This is a genomic window from Capnocytophaga canis (assembly GCF_043187445.1).
Taxonomy (GTDB): domain Bacteria; phylum Bacteroidota; class Bacteroidia; order Flavobacteriales; family Flavobacteriaceae; genus Capnocytophaga; species Capnocytophaga canis.
This window is the reverse complement of record NZ_CP171121.1, coordinates 1,881,317-1,903,289: the sequence shown is the minus strand read 5'-3', so window position 1 is coordinate 1,903,289 and position 21,973 is coordinate 1,881,317. Positions and strand designations below refer to the sequence as shown.

Below are 21,973 nucleotides of genomic sequence, written 5' to 3'. Positions count from 1 at the left end.
CAGTCTCTTTTTCATATTTTTTATCGCGTAGTTTTATTTCAGTTCTACGATAATAAATTCACTTCGGCGATTTGCTTGGTGTTCTTCTTCAGAACATGAAACACCATCCGAACAACCATTAACTAACTGAGTTTCTCCATATCCTTTTCCTGTGATACGACTCTTATCTATTCCGTTATCAATAATCCATTTTACGGTGGATTTTGCTCTTCTGTCGGACAATGACAAGTTATAAGCATGTGACGCCCTGCTGTCAGTATGTGAACGGACATCAATTTTCATATTCGGATATTCTTTCATAACTTCAAGAACCTTAGCTAATTGCACCGCAGCATCAGGACGAATATTCGATTTATCTAAATCAAAATAAATATTATCTATATGAAGTACTTTTGCTAAATCCGTACCTTCTCCAACCTTAACCACACGCGGTTTCAATAGAATCTCATAATAAATTTCTTTATCTTTTCCTGCTACTACATTGACCTCTGCTGTTTCAAATCCTTCTTTTTCTCCTTTTAAGTAAAAGTGTGCATCTGTGCAGTTTATGGATTCATCATCGAAAAGGAAAGCTCCTTTTGAATCTGCCTGTTTAGAACCCAACAACGCCATATCTTTATTTGATAAAGTCACCTTAGCATCAGGAATAATTTCATTGGTTTCTTGATTTTTTACAATTCCACGCATAGTTCGTGTACATACAAATCGTAGCGGTGTATGTTCATAAAAGGAATAAATATCATCTTTGCCTTTTCCTCCTGGACGATTTGAAGTCAAAAATCCTATCTTTTTATCACTGTCAATTACAAAACAAAAATCATCATCGGCACTATTTCCAGGTCTTCCAATGTTGATTGGTTTTGAAGTTGTTCCATTGTCATACAGCTTAACCGCAAAAATATCCAAACCTCCCAAACCTGGAAAACCATTTGATGAATAGTACAGAACATTATCATCGGAAACAAATGGGAAAGACTCACGCCCTGTGGTATTAATCACATTTCCTAAATTCTCAGGTTTTCCATAGCCATCTTTGAGTATTTGGACACGAAATATATCAGAATTTCCTAATGTTCCTTTCATATCTGAAGCAAAGTATAAATACTTCCCATCAGGGCTTAACGCTGGATGTGCAACACTATGAACATTACTATTGAAAGGCATCTCAATCACATTGCCCCACTTACCGTTAGCATCTTTAGTCGCTCGTAAAATTTTTAAGAGAATAGTATTTTCACTATTCATCCCCACTTTTTTATTCACATAATTATTACGTGTGAAATAAACGGTATTGCCATCCTTAGTAAAGACAGCCGTAGATTCGTTGAATTTTGTATTAATATCCGATGAGAAAAGTGATTTTTTATCAAGAGAAATGCTGTCGCGAGAAGCCTCATATAAATCGTAAAAACTCTCGCCTGTCCATTGTGAAGTTTGCTTGAACATACTGCTATTACTCGCTGCAAAAATAACCTTATCTCCACCATAGAACGCAGCTCCATACTCTGAATGCTCTGTGTTGATATCCGTATGATACAAATCCATACGATTCGAATTATCTTTGATAATCTCTTGATAATTCCTGTTCTCTTGGAATAATACCGCTCTTGTATCATTCGCATCTGTCAACTCAACAAACTTAACCATCATCCTATCAGCCTCATCATAACGATCTGCCGATTTTAACGAAAGTGAATAACGATAGTAATATTCTGGCTTTAACTTATACTCCGGATTGGCAAACAATTGCTCATACCAAACCAATGCTGCCGTATAATCAGCATTGAAATAATACGAATTGCCCAAACGCTCCAACAACTCCTGATTCACAAAACCCTTCTTAGCTATACTTTCGTATATCTTAATCGCATCTACATAAGCATAATTCTGATACAAATCATTCGCCTTCTGTAATTCCTTTTCCTGTGCAAAAATATTTGCCGTTATTCCTAATAATAGAAAAAACAATAATTTATGGTATATTTTCATAGTATGATTACCTTCAAGATTTAAACTTTAATTAGAAGAAACGCGGAGACACAACCTTTTTGTACATCTTCACCAATTCATAGCGTAAAAAGATTTCATGAGAACCTGAGTTGTAACGAGAAAGTTCTGTAGTCTCAAAATCATAACCGTAGCCTATAAACCAACGATCATTCACCTGAAAACCTGCCATCAAACTCACTGCAGCTGACCAACGCCAAGCAGCTCCAAACACAAAACGCTCATTAAACATGAAATTTGCAGATACATCCAACTGCAAAGGAGCTCCATAAGACATCTTTGACAATACAGCAGGTTTGAACTTGATATTATCACTCAAGTCAAAAACATATCCCCCTATCAAGTAAAAATGTTGAGTGTTTTTCAATACAGAAACCCTACGATCCTTTGACTCGTAAATCTCTGTCTCCAACAAATTAGGAACCGAAAAACCTATGTAATACTTATCCGAATACCAAAAAACACCCGCTCCTACATTCGGTGAAAATATAGTACTATTCTCCGAAAAATGTGTGTCTGATGGATCGTACAAACGAAGTTTATTATAATCCAAACTAAAAATCTCTGCTGTACCCTTTAAACCAAAAGCTAACTTCGAATTATCAAAATTCAAAGTATACGAGAAATCTAACATAAAACTCGTATTGGTTTGTGGCCCTATTGCGTCATAGAACAACGAGTACCCCAAACCCACGTTTCGCAAACGCTCCTGAGGAGCATGATAACTAATCCCTCCACTGCGAGGAGCTCCATCCAAACCAATCCACTGTGCTCGGAATATCCCAAAAAAACTATCAACACCACGAGACCCCGTATATCCCGGATTAAACATCATCGTGTTGTACATGTATTGTGTGTACTGTGATTCTTGTTGAGCGAATCCTAATACACACAGAAAGAACATACACAAAGCTACTAACTTATTCTTCTTCATATAACTAAATTAAAAGTTCATCCCTCTCTTTACATGTCAAAACTATGCGTTAGACATGAATTTGACATAATACATGTCAAACGGAGGCAAAAATACGTTTTTTATTGCGTACTTACAAGAAAAATGAATTATTTTTAGAAGTAAAAATTTCTTTTTCTTGCTGATTATCTTCATTTTAAATTTTATGTCGGAAATATCTCTTAAAGAAGGCATTCTTCTTTCTTCTAATTTTTGTAACTTTGCAAGACAAAACATGTAAAAATACTGATACATATGATCATACACCACTTAGGCGAAAAGCCTTCGATTTTAAATCGCTTCGTAGCCGAATTACGAGATGTGAACGTTCAAAAAGATCGTATGCGTTTTCGTACGAATTTAGAACGTATAGGAGAAATTCTATGCTATGAAATGAGTAAATTTTTACAGTACAAATCAGAAATCGTAACGACTCCATTGGGTGAGAAAAAAGTAGAAATCCCTAAAGACGACGTGGTTATATGCTCCATTTTACGAGCAGGATTAGCACTTCATCAAGGACTTATGAACTATTTTGACAATGCTGACAACGCTTTCATTTCTGCCTACCGGAAACACACCTCTGAAACAGATTTTGATATTTTAGTGGAATATTTAGCTTCTCCTTCCTTAGAAAATAAAATTCTTTTTTTAGCTGACCCTATGCTTGCTACAGGTCGCTCATTTGTAAACGTTTACAACGCACTCAATTCCTTGGGAAAACCCAAAGAAATACATTTGTTTGCTGTTATTGGTGCTCAAGAAGGAATAGATTACTTAGAAAAAAACTTCCCCGAGGACACTCACCTGTGGATTGCCACCACTGATCCCAAACTAAATGAAAAAGGATACATCATTCCAGGATTGGGAGATGCAGGTGATTTAGCTTTCGGATATAAAATGCAACAATAATACCACCAAAGGAATGGTTAACAGTGACCACAAAACGGTTTCTTTTAGCCATTTTTTTGTTATTTTTTCAACATAAAGGGCAAACAATATCGAAAGGGGCGTGAATATAAAGACCGGTTCCTTTGAAAAAAAGGTTACAATCAGACCTACAGACAAAATCTGTACAATCAATTGACTGCTTCCGCTGTGGTATTTATTCTTAAAAAAATAGACCAGCAATGATGTTATGAGTATGAATCCCATTAAAATTAGCGAAAATAACATGGGTGGGTGCAATGCCTTTTGATACGAAAAATCCCATAAATCTCCTGTTGAAGGAACTGTAAAGGTAAGATCCAACACCAGAAACATTGCAGATGATAAAATTCCAACACAAAAAATAGCAAAAAAAGGAATTAACCAATATTTTTTCTTTTTAGAACGGTACAAAAGAAGTGAAATCCATACGTTTAGCAAAAAAAACAAAGCATAAACATTGAATAACCCCGCACAAAGTATCAAAAATGAGACATCAAATATCTTTTGAGGAATATTTCTTTCATTTTTCAATGATAACATACGCCATATTGCAATAGTTATAAGTAAATTGGAAGCTAAAATAAGCAAATTAGTATACGCAGTAGGAAAAAGAATTACGAATACCCCAAAAAACAATAATGAATAGGAGTTTCCTTGAGTCAATTCATTCCAACGATCAATTTTATTTAAAAAATACAATGTAACATACAGTAAAGAAGCTACTCCAATGATTCTGAAAACATGCCATACATTCCAAATCGTATCGAAAATAAAAAACTCGTAGAGCAATTGTCCAAAAATTACTGCTAAGATTACCGCTAACAAATTGGCGGGTTTTCTATTTTCAAATCTATTAGAAATCATTTTCAATCAATTAGTTAGATACCGTAATTTGATTCCCCGAAACGGATACATTGTAGTTCAACAACGGATAGCTACGTTCCGATGACGCCACCATAACGCTGCCATTCACCAAGTTATAAACCGAACCATCACAAGGGCATATCACAAAAATGTACGCATTGGAATTATTTGTACAGATTTGAAACCTCTCTCCCTCCTTCGAAGCACAGTACAATCGATCGCAAGCCGACGGATATTGATTCGGACAAGCTGCCTCCCATGCTACATACCGATTATTGCTAACGTGCGTTACAAAAACACCCTTAAGTCCAATCTCTGAAATATAGATAGTATTCTGTGGATACTTCAATGAGTTATATACAGGCAGATTCAAATTTATGGTATAAGAAAACCTACTTTCAGGCAAATACGGATTACGTTCAATTTTAGATTTTGTACAAGCAAAAAGCACTACAAAAACAAACCAAACGCTCATCAAAATAAAAGTAACTTTTCTTATTTTTCTCATACACATCAAAATCTATATCCCATTCCAATGGAAATATACGAATTTTTAAAATTATTCGTGGAACTTATGTTCATTTTTTTTAACGATTCATTGGAACTATCCGCAATATTTGTCAATCCTTGATTGAATCGTGCTTCAACGAAATAACCTGAAGAAGTAGTGTACTTCAGTCCGATACCGAGCGATAAGTCAAAGTTATCGAATGCTTTCTCAACAATCACTTCTTCCTCGTTCTTTTTGTACGAAAATTTTGATTTTTTAGCCAAAAAATTAAACTGTGGCCCCACTTGAGCGCTGAGTCTTTCATAAACTTTCATTCCTAACAAAACTGGAACTGAAATATAATCTAATGCAACCTTTACACCACTTCCTGCCACATTTACAGTTCCCCCTATGCGAGTATAGAGTCCCTCTGTTTGTACGAAAAACAAGTTCGACAAAGAAAAATCGATCGTAACTCCACCGTAAAAACCGTGATATCTGGAAAGTTCAACCCCAGGATTTACATCTCCACTTAACGAAGCATAATTGTATCCTCCTTTAATCCCTACATACTGTGCTTTTGCCTGTTGGAAAAATAATCCAATAAATAGCAAAAATAATATTTTTTTCATATTCATATATTTTTTAGTTAAACATCATATTTTTTTAGTTGAAATAATTTTAACGGGACATACCTTTTGAGCCTCTGCACAATTTTCATAAATACTATCATCGTGCGATTTGAGTGTGAAAAACCCCTTCTTCTCTGTAGAGCGAAGCAAAACACTTTTTCCGTCTTTCTTCGACATTTGGAACTGCTCCGGAGCTACTTCCACACAATAATTACACCCAATGCATTTATCACGCTGTAAGGTTACTACTACCATTATTTATTTATCTTTAAATTGTGTTATAAAAGTACGATGATATTTTTTCGTGTCAGGCTGTTTTTTTTGTCAAGCTGAGCGAAGTCGAAGCTCTATAATCACGAGGCTTCGACTTCGCTCAGCCTGACAGAGTTGTTTGCTTTTTTCTATATTACAATTATTGAAAACTTCGCTCATATACTTGCTTTTGAGACTTTGCTCAGCTTAGTAGGAAAAATCCGTTTTTTATTCCCATCATACTTTATTCATTTTCCAATTTTATAAATCAACTTATTTAGAAAATTTCTTTAAGAAAACAAATTATCTTCTATTTGAACCCGTATTTTGTTTTTTCTAAAAACATATTAGCTTCTTACAAATTTCCCGAGAGCTTCCAAAAGTTGTGGGCGGTCTTCAAGGGCGATTTTAGCCACTTTATGGAACTTCGATACCCATTTATCGAGGGTTTCAAAGGCTTTGTTTTTGTCTCGGGTGGCTTGTTGGCTTTCCCCTTTTTCTTGCAGATAGGTAGCGTAGGCTTTTTCTACTTCGGGGAGTTCTTGAAGCTGATTTTTAACATCTTCTTCGTTGATTTTTAGTTGTTTTAGTGGGGTAAGAAGATTGGGAGTGGTATCCAAAAGCTGATAAAACGCTCTCATTTCTTCCATAGCTGCGGCGATGGCTCGGGCAGCACTTCCTTTGAGTTTAAGCTGACGAAGAGCTTCTTCGTTGTCCTCAAAGACGATACGTGCCTTTTTGCGATGTGTACTATATTTTTTCTGTACGTTTTGATATTTTTCCTGAAAAGCCAATGACGCCGATGTCTCTTCGCGTGTTTCTTTTATATTGGCATCGAATGTTTTACGAGCCTCATCGTAAAGGGCTTTTCCTTCAGCGATTTTGGCATCGTCGTAGCCGTATTCTGCTAATTCTGTTTTCAAATCGCCCTCTTTGGACAGATTTTCAAACATCGCTCCAAAATTCTGAAGCATTTGTTCGTTAGATAGATAATATGTTTTCATTTTTTTAGCGTTTTTACAATTATTTTTCTATTCTTTGAATTCTTTTTATGTTTTGGTGTCTCCCTTTGTTATTTTAATACTTCGGAAGGTTTTTTAGTTATACATTTGCTTGTTTTATTCCCACATTGACTTATTAAAATGCTTCGGAGTGTTTTTCAGTGGTGCATCAGCTCATTTGAACGCTCCGAAGGGTGTTTTGTTATTCCTTTTATTCTTTATAAAATATTATGTTTTTTCAAATAAAGTCTTATCATTAATGAAAAAGGTCTATCAGAATTTGCGAATCGTATCACTTCTTCTTTTGATACTTTATCTTGTAAACATAAAACGATTGCTTGTGAAAGTTTAATTAGCGTTCTACTTCGTTGTAAATTGAAATAATCACTATTTAAGTTATATTTCTGAATGGTTCTTTTTCCTTTTTCAGTGTCTGATAAAATCATTTCATCTTCAAAATAAAGATGTTTTTCTATCTCCTCATTACTATCTGTAAAAGGGTCTAAACATTCTGAAACTGGAATGCTTTTATTAGGACTTTTGCCTATATTACAATTTTTATGAGTAAAATAGAGATTATTCCAATCAAAGGCTTTTGTTTTATCTTCTGACACCTCTACATAGTGGTCTATTTGAGCATCTGAAATTGGGGAAAGTAAAATCTCGCTATAAAAACATTTATTAGCACTAATACTCGCTAAAGCTTCTTTTATTTCAGGATGTCCGTATTTGCTACTGCTGGGTCTGTCTTTGCCTGACTGAATAAAATTCTCTGTCCATTTAGCTTCGTTTTTTGCCAAAACATCAGGCTTTGTCAATCGTTCTAAATGTATCATTTATTTATTCTTTAGCTCATCTAACAATTTATCCATTTCTAAATATGAAAAATATTGCGGATTAAGTTCCAACAATCGTTTTTCGGTGCGTTCTTCCTCTTGTTTGTCGCCTTTTTCGATAGCTTCTTTTCGTTCCTTTAATAACTTGTTGATTTCCTCATTTGCAAAAGGTGTTGTCCCTCCAAAAACCTCAGAAATAAGGATTTCCTCAATCGGTTTGTTGGAATAATTTGCCGTTTCATCTACTATGATGGAATGGTCTGTTTCTGGTTTGCAAACATAGATTTTTGCGTTTTCCACCGAACCAACAATGAACGGTGAATGCGTAGCCGCAACGATTTGCAAGTTAGGGAAGAGTTCCAAAATAGATTTGATGAAAGTCTTTTGCCATTTTGGGTGGAGATGGTTTTCTGCCTCGTCAATGAGCAGTAATCCGGGTGTGTTGCACATTTCTTCCAAAGGCAAATTGTTGAGTTTGTACACGGAATACATTTGCCCAAGCAATCCGATAAGTCTTTGCACCAAATAGAGGTTTCCGCTACTTAATTTATCCAAAGAAACTTCCACACCATTTTGAATAATGACTGGCATTAGTCGGCTTCTGTCCACATATACAAATTCACCCTCGTACAGACTGATTTTGAATATTTTTTTCAAAATTTCAAAAATGAACTCTCCTTCTTTTTTTTCTTCGGGCTTATCTGATGACTTGTAGTAATCCAAAAAAGTAACGATTTTGGTCGTTTCAGCATTTTTTTGGATGCCATCAAGACTATCAATCAAATAATTTTCAGGTTTGATAAAATCCAAACTCGGAATGTGAAAATCTGAGTGGTCATTTTGCGAAGTCCAATAATTAGCTATCCAACGATTGCCTTTGGATTTCGTCTCATTAATGAATACATTTCCTAAATCATAATATAGGGAATTTGATTTTTTTATTTCAAAGCTTTCAAATGAGTAATTATTGTTTATACTATCTGATTCTATTTCTATTTTTTTATCATTAAACGATAAAGATAATTCTATTTTAAAGGAATTTTCTCTTCGGACATTTCTCATTTTAGGAAGAATACGATAGTAATCATTCCCTAACAACATTTTCCGAATAGCGTCAAGCACTACGGTTTTTCCTGTTCCGTTTTCTCCTGTGAGAATGGTAACTTGGTCAAATTCAATTTCGCCTTCCAAAAAAGGACCTATGTTTTTTAAATATAATTTGTGTAATTTCATTTTTACAAATTTCATTTTTACACCTTAAACTCCGTTTTTGTTTTTTTTCGTAAGGGCGTATGCAATACGCCCCTACCGAATTACGATTTTGCAAACTCCGTAGCTACGATTTTGTACAATTTATCGGAAAGTCGCACTCTGAAATCGGTTTTGATGGTGCAGGAATCGCCTTTGGTGGCTTTTTCCGCAGGGACGTCATTGACCATCATATTTTCGAGGACGAACTCCTGCACGCCCGTTGTGGGTCCTGTGATGAGCAGTTTGTCGCCCACTTTGATATCAAAAGCCTCAATGGCGAACTCCGCAATGCCCGATTTGGGGAAATAATGCTTTCCTTGCCCCACATAGACCTTTTTTTGTGTGGCGTTCGACCCTGGGTTCTCGCTCCATTCGCCTAATTTCTGTCCGAGATAATATCCGCTCCAAAATCCTCTGTTATAGACCGTTGATAGGGCTTCCATCCATTTTTGTACCTTCTCTTTGGAATACGTTCCGTCGTAATAGGCGTCGATGGCTTCGCGATAGGTTTTTATTACGGTTGCCACGTACTCGGGGGCTCTTCCGCGACCTTCGATTTTAAGAACTTTGGCTCCTGCGTCAATCACTTGGTCGAGAAAGTCAATGGTACACAGGTCTTTGGGCGACATCATATATTCATTATCGATTTCGATTTCAAAACCGCTTTCTTGGTCGATAACGGTGTATTTTTTTCGGCAATTTTGCTTACACGCCCCCCGATTTGCCGATGAATTGTGCGAATGCAAACTCAAATAACACTTTCCAGACACAGCCATACACAAGGCTCCGTGTCCGAAGATTTCTATCTCGACCAAGTTGCCCGAAGGCCCTTTTATTTGCTCACGCTCAATTTGTTCGGCGATTTTTTTCACTTGCCGAAGGCTAAGTTCGCGGCTCATCACCATCGTATCGGCAAAAAGCGAGTAAAAACGTACCGTTTCAATGTTTGTGATGTTGATTTGGGTGGAAATATGTACTTCCATTCCGATTTGACGAGCATAGGCAATAACCGCCTGATCCATAGCGATAACTGCGGTTAAATTTGCCTTTTTAGCGGCATCGAGTAGGGTTTTTATGATGGAAAGGTCGTGGTCGTATATAATTGTGTTGAGTGTCAGATAGGTGCGTATGCCTTTGGGGTGGCAACGGCGTGCGATTTCGTCTAAATCATCAATGGTAAAATTAATGCTGGCTCTGGCACGCATATTGAGCTGGTCAACGCCAAAATACACCGAATCAGCACCATTATCAATAGCTGCTTGTAACGATTCGAAGTTTCCTGCGGGAGCCATCAGCTCTATTTTTCCTGAATTTGTCATAAATTTGATTGAAAGTTAGCGAGTGCAAAGATAAAAAATTTTTATTTATACGATTTTTTTTCATACATTTGATTTTTAAAAATATATGTATGAAACAATTAATTATATACTTTCTATTCGGTTACAGTCTTGGAGTCAACGCTCAAATTCTTACCGAAAAAGCACCTCCAGAATTCATAAAAACAATTATTTTTAAGGCTTCAGAAAATGATAAAAGCCAATTCCCGATTGTGCGACTCAATGAAATGTTTACTCTACAGTTCGACGACTTAAGTGGTGATGAGGAAACATATTACTATAAAATTACGCATTGCAACGCCGACTGGACAGCCTCCAATTTGCTAAAAAGCGAATATATTAAAGGAATGGATGAGCAACCTCTACGCCCCGAAAGCAATTCGTACGCAACTTTGCAATCCTACTCTCACTATCGACTTAATTTGCCCAATGATTTGACAAAAATTACCCTTACAGGCAATTATCTTCTTTCTATTATTGACAGATTTGGAACGGAATTATTCTCCCGTAGATTCGTAGTTTACAATCCATTAGTAAGCATTCAATCCGAAATCAAACGCACACGCGACCTACAACATTTCGACACCAAACAAGTGGTGCAATTCTCCATCAAAGAATTGGGGTTACATCTGCAAGATCCTACATCAAATGTTAAAGTAGCTGTCTTGCAAAACTATTGCTGGAATAATGCTATTACGAATCTCAAACCTCAGTTCACAATAGGGCGAGAACTTATTTACAAACACGATCTTGAAAGTGCTTTTGATGGAGGTAATGAATATTTTTACTTTGATAGTAAAGAGTTACGTGTAACCTCAGGTGCTACATATCAAATATTCCAAAACAAACTGTTTGAACACGTTCTATTTGGAAATATAAGCCGTGCGAATCGGGTTTACACCTACAATCCTGATATCAACGGAGATTTTCTAATAAACACATTGGACGGACGCAACCCGGATAACGAAGCGGATTACGTCTGGATACATTTTTCATTAGAATTACCCGCCTCTTTCGGCAAAAAAGAAGTATACGTATACGGAAAATTCTCCAATTATGAGCTTTTAGACATTTACAAACTTACTTACAATGAAGAAAAAAGAATTCATCAAGGAAAAATCCTGCTAAAACAAGGATTTTATAACTATAAATTTGCTACAAAAGAGCAAAACGAAGAAAATTTTAATGAAATTGGCGGGAATTTTCAACAAACAGAAAATAATTATACCATTTTAGTCTATTACCGAGCTCCTAACGCTCTTTATGATCAAGTGATCGGACTTGGAGGAGCTAATAGTAGTAATATCTCAAGGTAAAGTGGATATATTTTCGGTATAATGTCTAAAAATTAAGCTATTTTTTAGACGATTGTTTCTAATGGATATTTTAAAGTTCAATTTTCAGTTGTGATTTTGGTTTTTATTTCAAAAGTATTTTTCTTGCTGTATCTGTAAAACGGAAACAAACTTTGCTGGAAAGTAGCTTGTCAGGAACACAAAAATATTTGAAACTCTACAGACCTCTTTTTCTGAAAATAATAAAGGCTTTGCAATTTCTCGCAAAGCCTTTGTTTTTTTAAAGAGGTGTTCCTTCCTTGGTTTTAAAACGGTATTCAAGATAGGAGTATGCATCGCGGTGCATTACCCTCACCCACCGTTTGTATTTTAAAAACCATTTAAAGCGTATTGACATTAGTCCGTGGGTAATATACGCTGCAATAAAAGGATGTGCATTTAGCACAATGCTACCCTTATAGGTACTCTCTTTAATGATTCTTTCAAGTTCTATGTTGATTTTGTCAACTAAAACAATAGGTGCTTCAATTTCACCTTCTTTACTCGGATTTTCTTCCTTGGTTTTGATGTTTAGTTCTTGGCGTACTCGCTGACGCGTAATCTGTATTAACCCAAATTTACTTGGAGGTAATATTTTGTGTTTTGCCCTATCTTCCGACATTTCTTGTCGTAGATGATCAAAAAGAATCTTTCGGTTATCCGTATTGGACATATCAATAAAATCAACAACGATGATACCTCCCATATCACGTAAACGCAGTTGCCTTGCAATCTCTGTTGCTGCAATTAAATTTACTGCTAAAGCCGTAGATTCTTGATTATCAGCTTTGTTAGAGTGATTTCCACTATTGACATCAATAACGTGTAGTGCTTCAGTATGTTCAATCACCAAATAAGCTCCTTTGCTCATTGAAACGGTTCGTCCGAAAGCCGTCTTAATTTGTCGTTCAATATGGAACTTTTCGAAAATGGGAACTGAAGAACGGTACAGTTTTACGATACTTTCTTTTTCAGGGGCAATCTCTTGAACATATTTGATAACTTGCTCATAGAGAGTCTCGTTATCCACCTGAATTCCTGTGAAAGAATCGTTGAACATATCTCGCAAAATAGCTCCTGTTCTACTGATTTCGCTCATCACCTTGGATGGGAAAACAGCCTTGTTAATTTTTTTACACATCAAAACCCATCGGTTGAATAAACCCTGTAAGTCCTTATCCAGTTCCGCTACCTTTTTACCTTCTGCTACGGTGCGTACAATTACGCCAAAGCCTTTAGGTTTAATGCTTTGCAGAAGTCGTCGTAGTCGTTCTTTTTCGGTTTTGCTTTCAATTTTCTGTGAGATAGAAATTCTATCAGAAAAGGGTACTAACACCAAATAGCGCCCTGCGATGGACAATTCAGAACTGATACGAGGACCTTTGGTCGAAATCGGTTCTTTTACAATTTGAACCAAAATGGGTTGTCCTGCTTTCAAAACATCTACTACTGCTCCATCTTTATTAATATCAGGCTCTAAAGGAAAGTCTTTTAAAGAATAATCTTTTAATTTTCCTGAAATAATCATCTTGACAAATTTTTGTAAAGACGAAACCTGAGGACCTAAGTCCAAATAATGCAAAAATGCATCTTTTTCGTGACCTACATCCACAAAAGCGGCATTCAACCCAGGAATTGGTTTTCGGATTTTGGCAAGCATGATATCCCCCACACCTACACCATTAGCATCCTCTTCTTTGTGGAGTTCAATGAGCCTTCCTTCTTTAAGCAAAGCAAAATCGACATAAGAGGAACCTGAACGAATGATTAGTTCTTTATTCACTCTGTTTGGATTTTTTTGTTAAACTACTACATTGTTTATGAGTGATTTAATTTCATAAACTATTTTTTCAATGAACGTTTTTACATAAGACAGAAAAAGTAGTTAAAAACTACTTTTTCTTTTTGTGACGGTTAGCTCTCGCTCTTTTTTTACGTTTGTGGTTAGCAACTTTATGTCTTTTTCTTTTTTTTCCGCTTGGCATAGCTTAATGTATTTAATTAGTTTAAAATTATTTCTTTTTTCCTGATTTTACTTTTACTTTTGTTTTTACACCATCAACAAACACTTTTGCAGGTTTGAATGAAGGGATGTTGTGAGCAGGGATTTTAATAGTTGTATTTTTAGAAATATTACGTCCTGTTTTCTCAGCTCTTGTTTTGATAACAAAACTTCCAAAACCTCTCAAATACACGTTGTTCCCACTTTCCAACGATGCTTTCACTTCATCCATAAAGTTCTCAACCGTTGATTGAACGTCGTTTTTATCAAGACCTAACTTATCAGCGATCTTTGATACGATTTCTGCTTTTGTCATTTTATATTTCTTTTTAAATATTAATATTTTAACTTATTCGGACTGCAAATATAGTAATTAAATATTTAATAAACATGATGTTAGGTTAATATTTTTTTATTTACCGCCTCATTTTAACAGCCTTACAAAATTTTTAGGTTTCAAAATTATTGAAAATGAGTTAGTTGCGCATTTAGTTAATCAACAGTAAAACTATTTTTAATTGACTACCCGATTCAATCGCTTTGCCAATGTTTTTTGGAGTTGTATGTAATCCATAATTTCTGCCATAGCTTCGTTCTTTTCGGCTACCTCAACTGAGGTTTGTACTCGTTGCATAATATCGGCAATCAAATTACTCACTAGCTGTTTTCGGATGTTTAACAAAATATCTATTACCGCAATGTCTATATTCTCGTCCTTGTTTTTCACTACAATATCTTTGCGAAGCCAATCGTGTAATGTCAAATTTTCATCTTCCATAATGATTTGAGTTACTCTTCCGCTTAATTCGATAGGAAGCTGATTGACAAATGTAGATAACTGATAGGTTGAGTCCTCGTATTTGCTCATCACCAATTCATAAATATGTCTAAACTCCGGATTCGCAAAATGAATTTCATCCTCTTGTAGCTCCAAATATATTTTTTCATATATTTTAAGCTCTTGCTGCACTTTATATTCCTGCACACCTCCTTTTTCGTCAGGTTTTAATATGACATCAACAAATGTATACTTTCTATCTCCATAAAGTAACAGACACTTTATCAGATCGTGTTCCAAAACTTGTAACCGATCAATAGACAGTTTTATTTGTTCTTCTTTAGTTCGTGTAACTTCTAATTTTTGAGTTTTCTTACGCTCTACCTTTTGTCCTTCGTAAATATCTTTCTTTAATATTTGCGACAGAGTAGCAAATAACACATCTTCGGAAATTTCCATCAATGCAGCACATTCGCGGATGTACACTTCTTGTTTTATTGAATCAGGAATTTTTGAGATGCTCTCTATGATGTCGCGTATAGTTTCTGATTTTTTTATGGGGTCATTTTGAGCCTCTTGCACCAGAAGTGATGCTTTGAAGCGTATGAAGTCCGTAGTATTTTCTTCCAAATAGAGAGTAATGTCTTCCAAAGCGTTGTTTCGAGCAAAACTATCTGGATCTTCACCGTCGGGGAATGTACATATTTTCACATTCATCCCCTGCTCTAAAATAAGGTTAACCCCTCGTAAGGAAGCTCTCAACCCAGCAGGGTCACCATCGTAAAGCAAGGTAATATTATTGGTTAACCGATGAATGAGGCGTATTTGTTCAGGAGTAAGAGCCGTTCCGCTTGAGGCTACCACATTCTCAATTCCTCTTTGATGTAGTTGAATTACATCCGTATATCCTTCCACCAAATAACAATTGTCAACCTTAGCAATTGCCTGTTTAGCGTGATAAATCCCATAAAGAACTTTACTTTTCTGATAGATTTCACTTTCGGGAGAGTTGAGATATTTTGCAGCTTTTTTATCTTGCGTAAGTATACGTCCGCCAAACCCCAATACACGTCCACTCATTGAGTGAATAGGAAACATCACCCGCCCTTTGAATCGATCAAACTTTTTATCTTCTTTAACGATTGTCAGACCCGATTTTTCGAGAAACTCAAGTTGATATCCTTTGCTGAGAGCTTCGTCTGTAAAAGCACTCCATTGGTCAGGGGAATATCCCAAACGGAATTTTTTAATGGTATCCAATGTAAAACCACGCTCTTTGAAGTAACTCATCCCGATAGCTTTTCCTAATTCGCTCTCAGTCAGGATTTTCTCAAAGTACGTCTGAGCAAACTCCGAAACGATATAAAGGCTTTCTCGTTCATCTGCCTTGTCTTTTTCTTCATCCGTCTGTTGGGTCTCCTCAATTTCGATATGGTATTTTTTTGCTAAATAGCGTATCGCCTCTGGATAAGTGAAATGCTCGTGTTCCATCAAAAAAGCAATAGCATTTCCTCCCTTACCACTACTGAAATCTTTCCATATTTGCTTAACAGGAGAAACCATAAAACTGGGAGTTCGTTCATTAGAAAATGGACTTAATCCTTTATAATTGGAACCGGAACGTTTGAGTTGTACAAAATCTCCTACGACTTCCTCAACACGCATCTGGTCATACACTTTGTCTATGGTTGCTTTTGAGATCATTTTTATTCCACTTTAAAAAAATTATTAGCCTTAATAAATAAAAAAAGTACTAAAATAACATTTTCTCCTGCCTAAAAAATGAGAGTAAATCCCTTGTTTTCCTAATATAGTTTGCTGTATATCACTCTACTGACTGCTTGTTTTTTACACAGACGGACAAAAGTAGCAAAAAATATCATTCAATCAAACATATTAACAATTCGTATAATATTTTGCACTACAAAGAAAATAGGACATTAACTAAATATGCATCAGGAAGAGTAGCTCTTATGTAATTTGGCATTTTACATTGATTCGCATTAACTATCTTATATCTCAACACATTGTGTCTGATTTTTCATTAAAAATAGAATGATGTAGAATGATAAAAAACAGATAATCTGCAAAAAGATTTGCATACAATCATTTTTTTTTTGAATTTTGCAAGGATTGTTCTTTTCTAAAGAACAATCTTTAAGTGTATTCAAGTAAAAAATTATTAGGAATAATGAAAATATTAGTTTGTATAAGCAGTGTTCCTGACACTACTTCAAAAATAAACTTTACTAACGACAATCAAAAATTTGATACCTCAGGAGTGCAGTTTATCATCAATCCGAGTGATGAGTATGGTCTTACCCGAGCTATCCAACTCAAGGAAAAATTGGGCGCTTCCATAACCTTAGTGAATGTGGGAACTCCTGAAACAGAGCCAATTCTCCGCAAAGCCTTTGCTCTAGGAGCCGATGAAATCATCCGAGTAGATGCCACTGCTACAGATGGTTTTTTTGTAGCCTCACAACTTGAAAAAATTGTTAAAAATGGAGGTTTTGATTTAATAATTACAGGTAAAGAATCCATTGATTACAACGGTGGAATGGTGGGTGGGATGCTTGCAACTCTACTTGATTACCCTTTTATTAACAAATGTATAGGTTTAGAAATCAACGGTATAGACATTGAAGCATCTCGTGAAATCGATGGAGGTAAAGAAGTAATCAAAACTCAATTACCTGCGGTGATAGCAGCTCAAAAAGGATTGGTTCACGATAAAGATTTGCGGATACCAAATATGCGGAATTTGATGGCTGCCCGCACAAAACAAATCACGGTAATACAACCCGAAAGCGTTTCAGCACCCACCAGTGTAGTAGGATTTGAAAAAACGCCTTCCAAAAATCCTGTTAAAATGATAGCATCGGACAATTTAGATGAACTTATCCATTTGTTGCATAACGAAGCCAAAGTGATTTAATTTTTGAAAAAAGTAGAAAAAATGTCAATATTAATATACGTAGATTCCGAAAAAGGAACGTTAAAAAAAACGGCGTATGAGGTAGCCTCCTACGGAAGAGCTCTCGCCGATATGCACAATACTGATTTGGTTGCCGTAGCAATCAACGTTGAAGACATCACTCCATTGCAAACGTACGGTGTAAACAAAGCAATAGTAGTAAACAACGACCAACTCAATCAGTTTTCAGCCAAAGTGTACACTGAAATCATCAGAAAAACAGCAGAAAAAGAGTCAAGTAGCATAGTCGTATTCAGTTCATCATCTTACGCGAAAAACATAGCTCCTTCGTTAGCTGTGGTTATGAAAGCAGGTTATGTAGCAAATGTAATTTCGTTACCTGCGAGTGTTGATAATTTTGAGGTGAAGAGCAATGTTTTTTCAAACAAAGCTGTTGGCTTAATAAAAATAGATTCAGTTAATAAAGTGGTTAGCCTTGCTGGGAACGCCTACGGAGTAAAGGAAACTCCTGTTTCGATGACCGTAGAAGAAATTCCGACCGAAGTACCCGAACCACCGATTAAGGTAGTGAGAAGCGAAAAAAACACAGGCAAAGTATCGTTGGATGATGCGGCAATTGTTGTTTCGGCAGGACGTGGACTGAAAGCACCTGAAAATTGGGCGATGATTGAAGAATTGGCAGACGTACTCGGAGCAGCAACTGCTTGTTCAAAACCTGTGTCCGATATGGATTGGCGACCTCACAGTGAACATGTAGGGCAAACGGGAAAACCCGTAGCACCAAATCTATACATCGCTATTGGAATTTCTGGAGCTATCCAACATTTAGCAGGGGTTAACGCTTCTAAAATCAAAGTAGTCATCAACAGCGATGAAAATGCTCCTTTTTTCAAGGTTGCAGATTACGGCGTAGTAGGAGATGCATTTAAAGTAGTCCCAGAACTAATCTCTAAGTTAAAAGCCTTCAAAGAATAATCGTTTTTTACGCAATCATGTTTTATTTGGAAAAGCTAAAAAACAACAATTAAATATGTTAATTTTTTCTATAAAAAAGGTTTTTAGACTTTGATTTTATAAAATTAACTCTTTAATTATTAGATATTTAATTGGTTTTAAACAATAAGTTGTTTAAAAATAACAAGTTAAAATATTTGCCGAATGTGTTTAGTTAGAGAAACTTTTGCTAACTTGCACCCGATTTTTATACTAACAAAGTAGTTTTACTATGAAAAATAATTTATTAAGATTCTTTGCCGTCATAGCAATTTTTTCGGGGTTTGCACTGACAGGTTGTAAAAAGGGGACAAATAAAAATATTTCCAGTGCAACAGGTTGGAGCATCAACTCAAAAGAAGGAGGTTTTCAATACAACACAGACTTCAAAGAGCAGGAAACAGGACCAGGGCTTATCTTGGTTGAAGGAGGCACATTCACTATGGGGCAGGTTCAAGATAACGTGATGCACGATTGGAATAACCTTCCAACGCAGCAGCATGTACAGTCTTTCTATATGGATGAAACAGAAGTTACCAACAAAATGTATATGGAGTATTTGGATTGGTTAAAGCATGTCTTTCCTCCAGCCGAAGAGCAATACAAAAACATTTATGTTGGAGCATTACCTGACACATTGGTTTGGAGAAGCCCTCTTGGATTTAACGAATCAATGGTAACGAATTATTTGCGTCATCCTGCGTATGCGGAATATCCTGTAGTTGGGGTTAACTGGGTTCAGGCGGTACAATTCAGTGCTTGGCGTACGGATCGCGTAAATGAAGCTATTTTGGAAAGAACAGGATATATTGAAAAAAACACACGCTATCAAGTAGAGGCTGGAAGTACTTTCAGTACAGAAACGTATCTTTACACACCATCAGACTCTTATGGAGGACAAGCTACTGATTTTGCAGGTAAAAAGGCTGTCACCAAAGAAGGAGAGCCTACCTTTGCTAAGCAAACCAGTGGAGTATTACTACCAGAATATAGACTTCCAACAGAAGCTGAGTGGGAGTATGCAGCCAAATCGTTAAATGGTATTCGTGAGTACAATAGTTTGCAAGGTAGAAAAAAATATCCTTGGGATGGAGCCTATACACGTTCAACAAAACGCTCGTCACGTGGTGACCAGTTGGCGAACTTCAAACAAGGTAAAGGAGACTATGGCGGATTAGCAGGTTGGTCTGATGACAAAGGCGATATTACAGTTCCTGTAAAAACGTATCCACCGAATGATTTTGGATTGTATGACATGGCAGGAAACGTTGCAGAATGGGTTGCCGATGTGTATCGTCCGATTGTTGATGACGAAGTTACCGATTTTAACTATTATCGTGGTAACGTATACATGAAACACTCTATTGGGGAGGATGGTAAACATGTGATTGTAACGCCTGAAAATGTTAAATACGACACATTGAGTAACGGGAAAATCGTAGCTCGTAATCTTCCAGGTAATATCGCAACCGTTCCAGTTGATGAAAACGAAACCTATCTGCGTTATAACTTCACACGTAGTGAGAATAGAAGTTATAATGACGGGGATAAGTCGTCAACACGTAACTACAGAAGTGGCGGAAGTGAATTAAGTGGAGGCGATTTGGATTACAAAAACTCAATGTACAATTCACCTAAACACCAAATTTCAAGAGATTCGTTGGAAAACAGAATCGCCAGAAGCTATGACAAATCAAACGAACGTACTACCTTGATAAACGACGAAGTACGTATTTACAAAGGAGGTTCTTGGAGAGATAGAGCCTATTGGATTGATCCAGCTCAAAGAAGATATTTACCTCAGTACATAGCAACGGATTACATAGGATTTAGAAATGCAATGAGCCGTGTAGGTTCTAAATCATCCAAAGCAAATAAAAGACCAAAAGGATAATACCTTTATTAAATAATAATCTAAAAACGCTATAAATATATTTTATTTATGGCGTTTTTTTTGTAATATTGCTACCGAAAAACAAATGATAGCTTATGAAAGAACTATATGAATTGTTCGTCCAGTCAACAGGGGTTTGTACGGATAGTAGAGCCATATTTGCAAATTGTATCTATTTCGCTTTGAAAGGAGATTCATTTGACGGCAACAAATTTGCTAATGAAGCCTTGGAAAAAGGAGCCAATTATGCCGTTATAGATGACTCGAGTATGAAAGTTTCGGATAAAATGATTTTAGTAGACGATGTACTGAAAACGTTACAACAATTAGCAAACTATCACCGCCGAAAACTCGGAACACTCATTTTCGGGATTACAGGAAGTAATGGAAAAACAACCACAAAAGAACTGTTGAAATCAGTACTGTCAGAAAAATTTCAAGTAGTTGCTACCCAAGGGAATCTGAATAACCATATTGGGGTTCCTCTTACCTTGTTATCAATCCAAGCAGAGACTGATATTGCTATTGTAGAAATGGGAGCTAATCACCCTGAAGAAATTGCTTTTTTATGCTCCATTGTTGAGCCAGACTATGGTTATATAACCAGTATTGGAAAGGCTCATTTAGAAGGTTTTGGAAGTTTTGAAGGAATTATTAAAACTAAAGGAGAATTGTATGATTATTTGAAAAAATACAACAAAACAATTTTTTTGAATAATGACGATGCTTTACAAAAAGATCTTTTGAAAAATTACGAAAACGTCTATTCTTTTGGAAATCAAGGAAACACTAAAGTAAAATTAAAGAATACACATCCTGTAGAAGTGATTTTTGAAAATTCAGCACTAAGAAAAATGACCGATGGCATAGAAAAACCATCGCTTTTGGGAATTGGTGTATTAGATGAGTTTACTGATTCAACTACAGTAGTAAGATCGAATCTAACAGGAAGTTACAATTTTTCGAACATAGGTGTAGCCATTGCCGTAGGTAAATATTTCAAATTGCCTCCCGAGGCTATCAAACGAGGGATTGAAAAATATGTGCCTACAAACAACCGAAGTCAAATTATTAACTTAGAGGGAAATACCATTTTTTTAGATGCTTACAACGCTAATCCAAGTAGCATGTCCGCAGCCATACACAACATGCTAACAATTGAGAGTTTTGACAAAAAAGTACTCATTTTAGGAGACATGTTTGAATTAGGCAAATTTGCCCTGACAGAGCATCAGAACATCGTAGATTTGGTGGAATCCCATCCTTGGAAAGCTGTTTTTTTTATAGGGGAAAATTTTGCAAAAACCTCTACCAAACACCCTCAATTTAAAACATTTGATGAATTCAAACAAGCATTTTCGTTTTCACAATTTTCAGATTGCCTTATACTAATCAAGGGGTCAAGGGGAATGGCTTTGGAGCGAGTTATTTTATAAGTCTTTACTTTCTTTCATGCTTAAAAACATTCTAAAGGTAAGTTGT

Annotated in this window: 19 protein-coding genes; 6 read left to right on the top strand and 13 right to left on the bottom strand. The window is 36.0% G+C overall.

The features are described 5' to 3' along the window. Nucleotides 1-33 precede the first annotated feature (33 nt). Both ACF3OB_RS08120 and ACF3OB_RS08115 read right to left on the bottom strand, forming a co-directional pair. Nucleotides 34-1,989 carry an OmpA family protein gene (locus ACF3OB_RS08120; RefSeq protein WP_095893500.1) on the bottom strand — a complete coding sequence of 652 codons (1,956 nt, stop codon included), beginning with the start codon at nt 1,987-1,989 and terminating at the stop codon, nt 34-36. 31 nt (nt 1,990-2,020) lie between these two features. Next, nucleotides 2,021-2,941 carry a type IX secretion system membrane protein PorP/SprF gene (locus ACF3OB_RS08115; protein ID WP_172913869.1) on the bottom strand — a complete coding sequence of 307 codons (921 nt, stop codon included), beginning with the start codon at nt 2,939-2,941 and terminating at the stop codon, nt 2,021-2,023. Nucleotides 2,942-3,214: 273 nt separating this feature from the next. On the opposite strand from ACF3OB_RS08115, the gene upp reads away from it, so the two are divergent. Then, nucleotides 3,215-3,871 (top strand): uracil phosphoribosyltransferase, encoded by a 657-nt coding sequence (gene upp / locus ACF3OB_RS08110; protein WP_042344448.1) that lies wholly within the window; start codon nt 3,215-3,217, stop codon nt 3,869-3,871. Here upp and ACF3OB_RS08105 read toward each other — a convergent pair. From ACF3OB_RS08105 to ACF3OB_RS08070, 8 genes are all read right to left on the bottom strand, one after another. Then, entirely contained in the window at nt 3,842-4,753 is a 912-nt protein-coding gene (locus ACF3OB_RS08105; RefSeq protein WP_095893503.1) for a DUF6427 family protein, read from the bottom strand. The genes upp and ACF3OB_RS08105 overlap by 30 nt on opposite strands. Nucleotides 4,754-4,763: 10 nt before the next feature. Then, a complete protein-coding gene (locus ACF3OB_RS08100) occupies nt 4,764-5,261 on the bottom strand; it encodes a hypothetical protein (protein ID WP_231550006.1) in 498 nt (165 codons plus the stop codon). Nucleotides 5,262-5,266: 5 nt separating this feature from the next. Next, nucleotides 5,267-5,875 carry a porin family protein gene (locus ACF3OB_RS08095; protein WP_392447393.1) on the bottom strand — a complete coding sequence of 203 codons (609 nt, stop codon included), beginning with the start codon at nt 5,873-5,875 and terminating at the stop codon, nt 5,267-5,269. A 24-nt stretch (nt 5,876-5,899) separates the two neighbouring features. Beyond that, on the bottom strand, nt 5,900-6,130 hold the full coding sequence (locus ACF3OB_RS08090; protein WP_042008246.1) for a ferredoxin: 231 nt from the start codon (nt 6,128-6,130) through the stop codon (nt 5,900-5,902). A 344-nt stretch (nt 6,131-6,474) separates the two neighbouring features. Further along, entirely contained in the window at nt 6,475-7,131 is a 657-nt protein-coding gene (locus ACF3OB_RS08085; protein WP_042344446.1) for a hypothetical protein, read from the bottom strand. Nucleotides 7,132-7,346: 215 nt separating this feature from the next. Next, complete coding sequence (locus ACF3OB_RS08080; protein ID WP_392447391.1) at nt 7,347-7,964, bottom strand: hypothetical protein; 618 nt, start codon at nt 7,962-7,964, stop codon at nt 7,347-7,349. Continuing rightward, the gene (locus tag ACF3OB_RS08075) at nt 7,965-9,197 is read right to left on the bottom strand and encodes an AAA family ATPase (protein ID WP_392447389.1); all 1,233 of its coding nucleotides are present in this window, start codon (nt 9,195-9,197) and stop codon (nt 7,965-7,967) included. It lies immediately after the preceding gene. Nucleotides 9,198-9,277: 80 nt separating this feature from the next. Then, the gene (locus ACF3OB_RS08070; protein ID WP_392447388.1) at nt 9,278-10,534 is read right to left on the bottom strand and encodes a peptidase U32 family protein; all 1,257 of its coding nucleotides are present in this window, start codon (nt 10,532-10,534) and stop codon (nt 9,278-9,280) included. Nucleotides 10,535-10,623: 89 nt separating this feature from the next. Here ACF3OB_RS08070 and ACF3OB_RS08065 point away from each other — a divergent pair, with 89 nt between their 5' ends. Then, on the top strand, nt 10,624-11,868 hold the full coding sequence (locus tag ACF3OB_RS08065; protein ID WP_392447386.1) for a DUF5103 domain-containing protein: 1,245 nt from the start codon (nt 10,624-10,626) through the stop codon (nt 11,866-11,868). A 259-nt stretch (nt 11,869-12,127) separates the two neighbouring features. Here the strand turns inward: ACF3OB_RS08065 and ACF3OB_RS08060 are convergent, their stop codons facing one another. From ACF3OB_RS08060 to dnaG, 3 genes are all read right to left on the bottom strand, one after another. Further along, the gene (locus tag ACF3OB_RS08060) at nt 12,128-13,669 is read right to left on the bottom strand and encodes an Rne/Rng family ribonuclease (protein WP_042008256.1); all 1,542 of its coding nucleotides are present in this window, start codon (nt 13,667-13,669) and stop codon (nt 12,128-12,130) included. 229 nt (nt 13,670-13,898) lie between these two features. Next, nucleotides 13,899-14,204 (bottom strand): HU family DNA-binding protein, encoded by a 306-nt coding sequence (locus ACF3OB_RS08055; protein ID WP_042008258.1) that lies wholly within the window; start codon nt 14,202-14,204, stop codon nt 13,899-13,901. 198 nt (nt 14,205-14,402) lie between these two features. Continuing rightward, complete coding sequence (dnaG, locus tag ACF3OB_RS08050; RefSeq protein ID WP_392447385.1) at nt 14,403-16,370, bottom strand: DNA primase; 1,968 nt, start codon at nt 16,368-16,370, stop codon at nt 14,403-14,405. A 487-nt stretch (nt 16,371-16,857) separates the two neighbouring features. Here dnaG and ACF3OB_RS08045 point away from each other — a divergent pair, with 487 nt between their 5' ends. The 4 genes from ACF3OB_RS08045 to murF all read left to right on the top strand — a co-directional run bounded on the left by ACF3OB_RS08045 (nt 16,858) and on the right by murF (nt 21,927). Next, nucleotides 16,858-17,604: an electron transfer flavoprotein subunit beta/FixA family protein gene (locus ACF3OB_RS08045; protein ID WP_172913874.1), complete on the top strand. Its 747-nt coding sequence runs from the start codon at nt 16,858-16,860 to the stop codon at nt 17,602-17,604. Nucleotides 17,605-17,625: 21 nt separating this feature from the next. Further along, on the top strand, nt 17,626-18,579 hold the full coding sequence (locus ACF3OB_RS08040; protein WP_042008263.1) for an electron transfer flavoprotein subunit alpha/FixB family protein: 954 nt from the start codon (nt 17,626-17,628) through the stop codon (nt 18,577-18,579). Nucleotides 18,580-18,829: 250 nt separating this feature from the next. After that, nucleotides 18,830-20,491: a gliding motility lipoprotein GldJ gene (gene gldJ / locus ACF3OB_RS08035; protein ID WP_172913875.1), complete on the top strand. Its 1,662-nt coding sequence runs from the start codon at nt 18,830-18,832 to the stop codon at nt 20,489-20,491. A 95-nt stretch (nt 20,492-20,586) separates the two neighbouring features. Next, nucleotides 20,587-21,927 (top strand): UDP-N-acetylmuramoyl-tripeptide--D-alanyl-D-alanine ligase, encoded by a 1,341-nt coding sequence (gene murF, locus ACF3OB_RS08030; RefSeq protein ID WP_392447382.1) that lies wholly within the window; start codon nt 20,587-20,589, stop codon nt 21,925-21,927. Nucleotides 21,928-21,973: the final 46 nt, after the last annotated feature.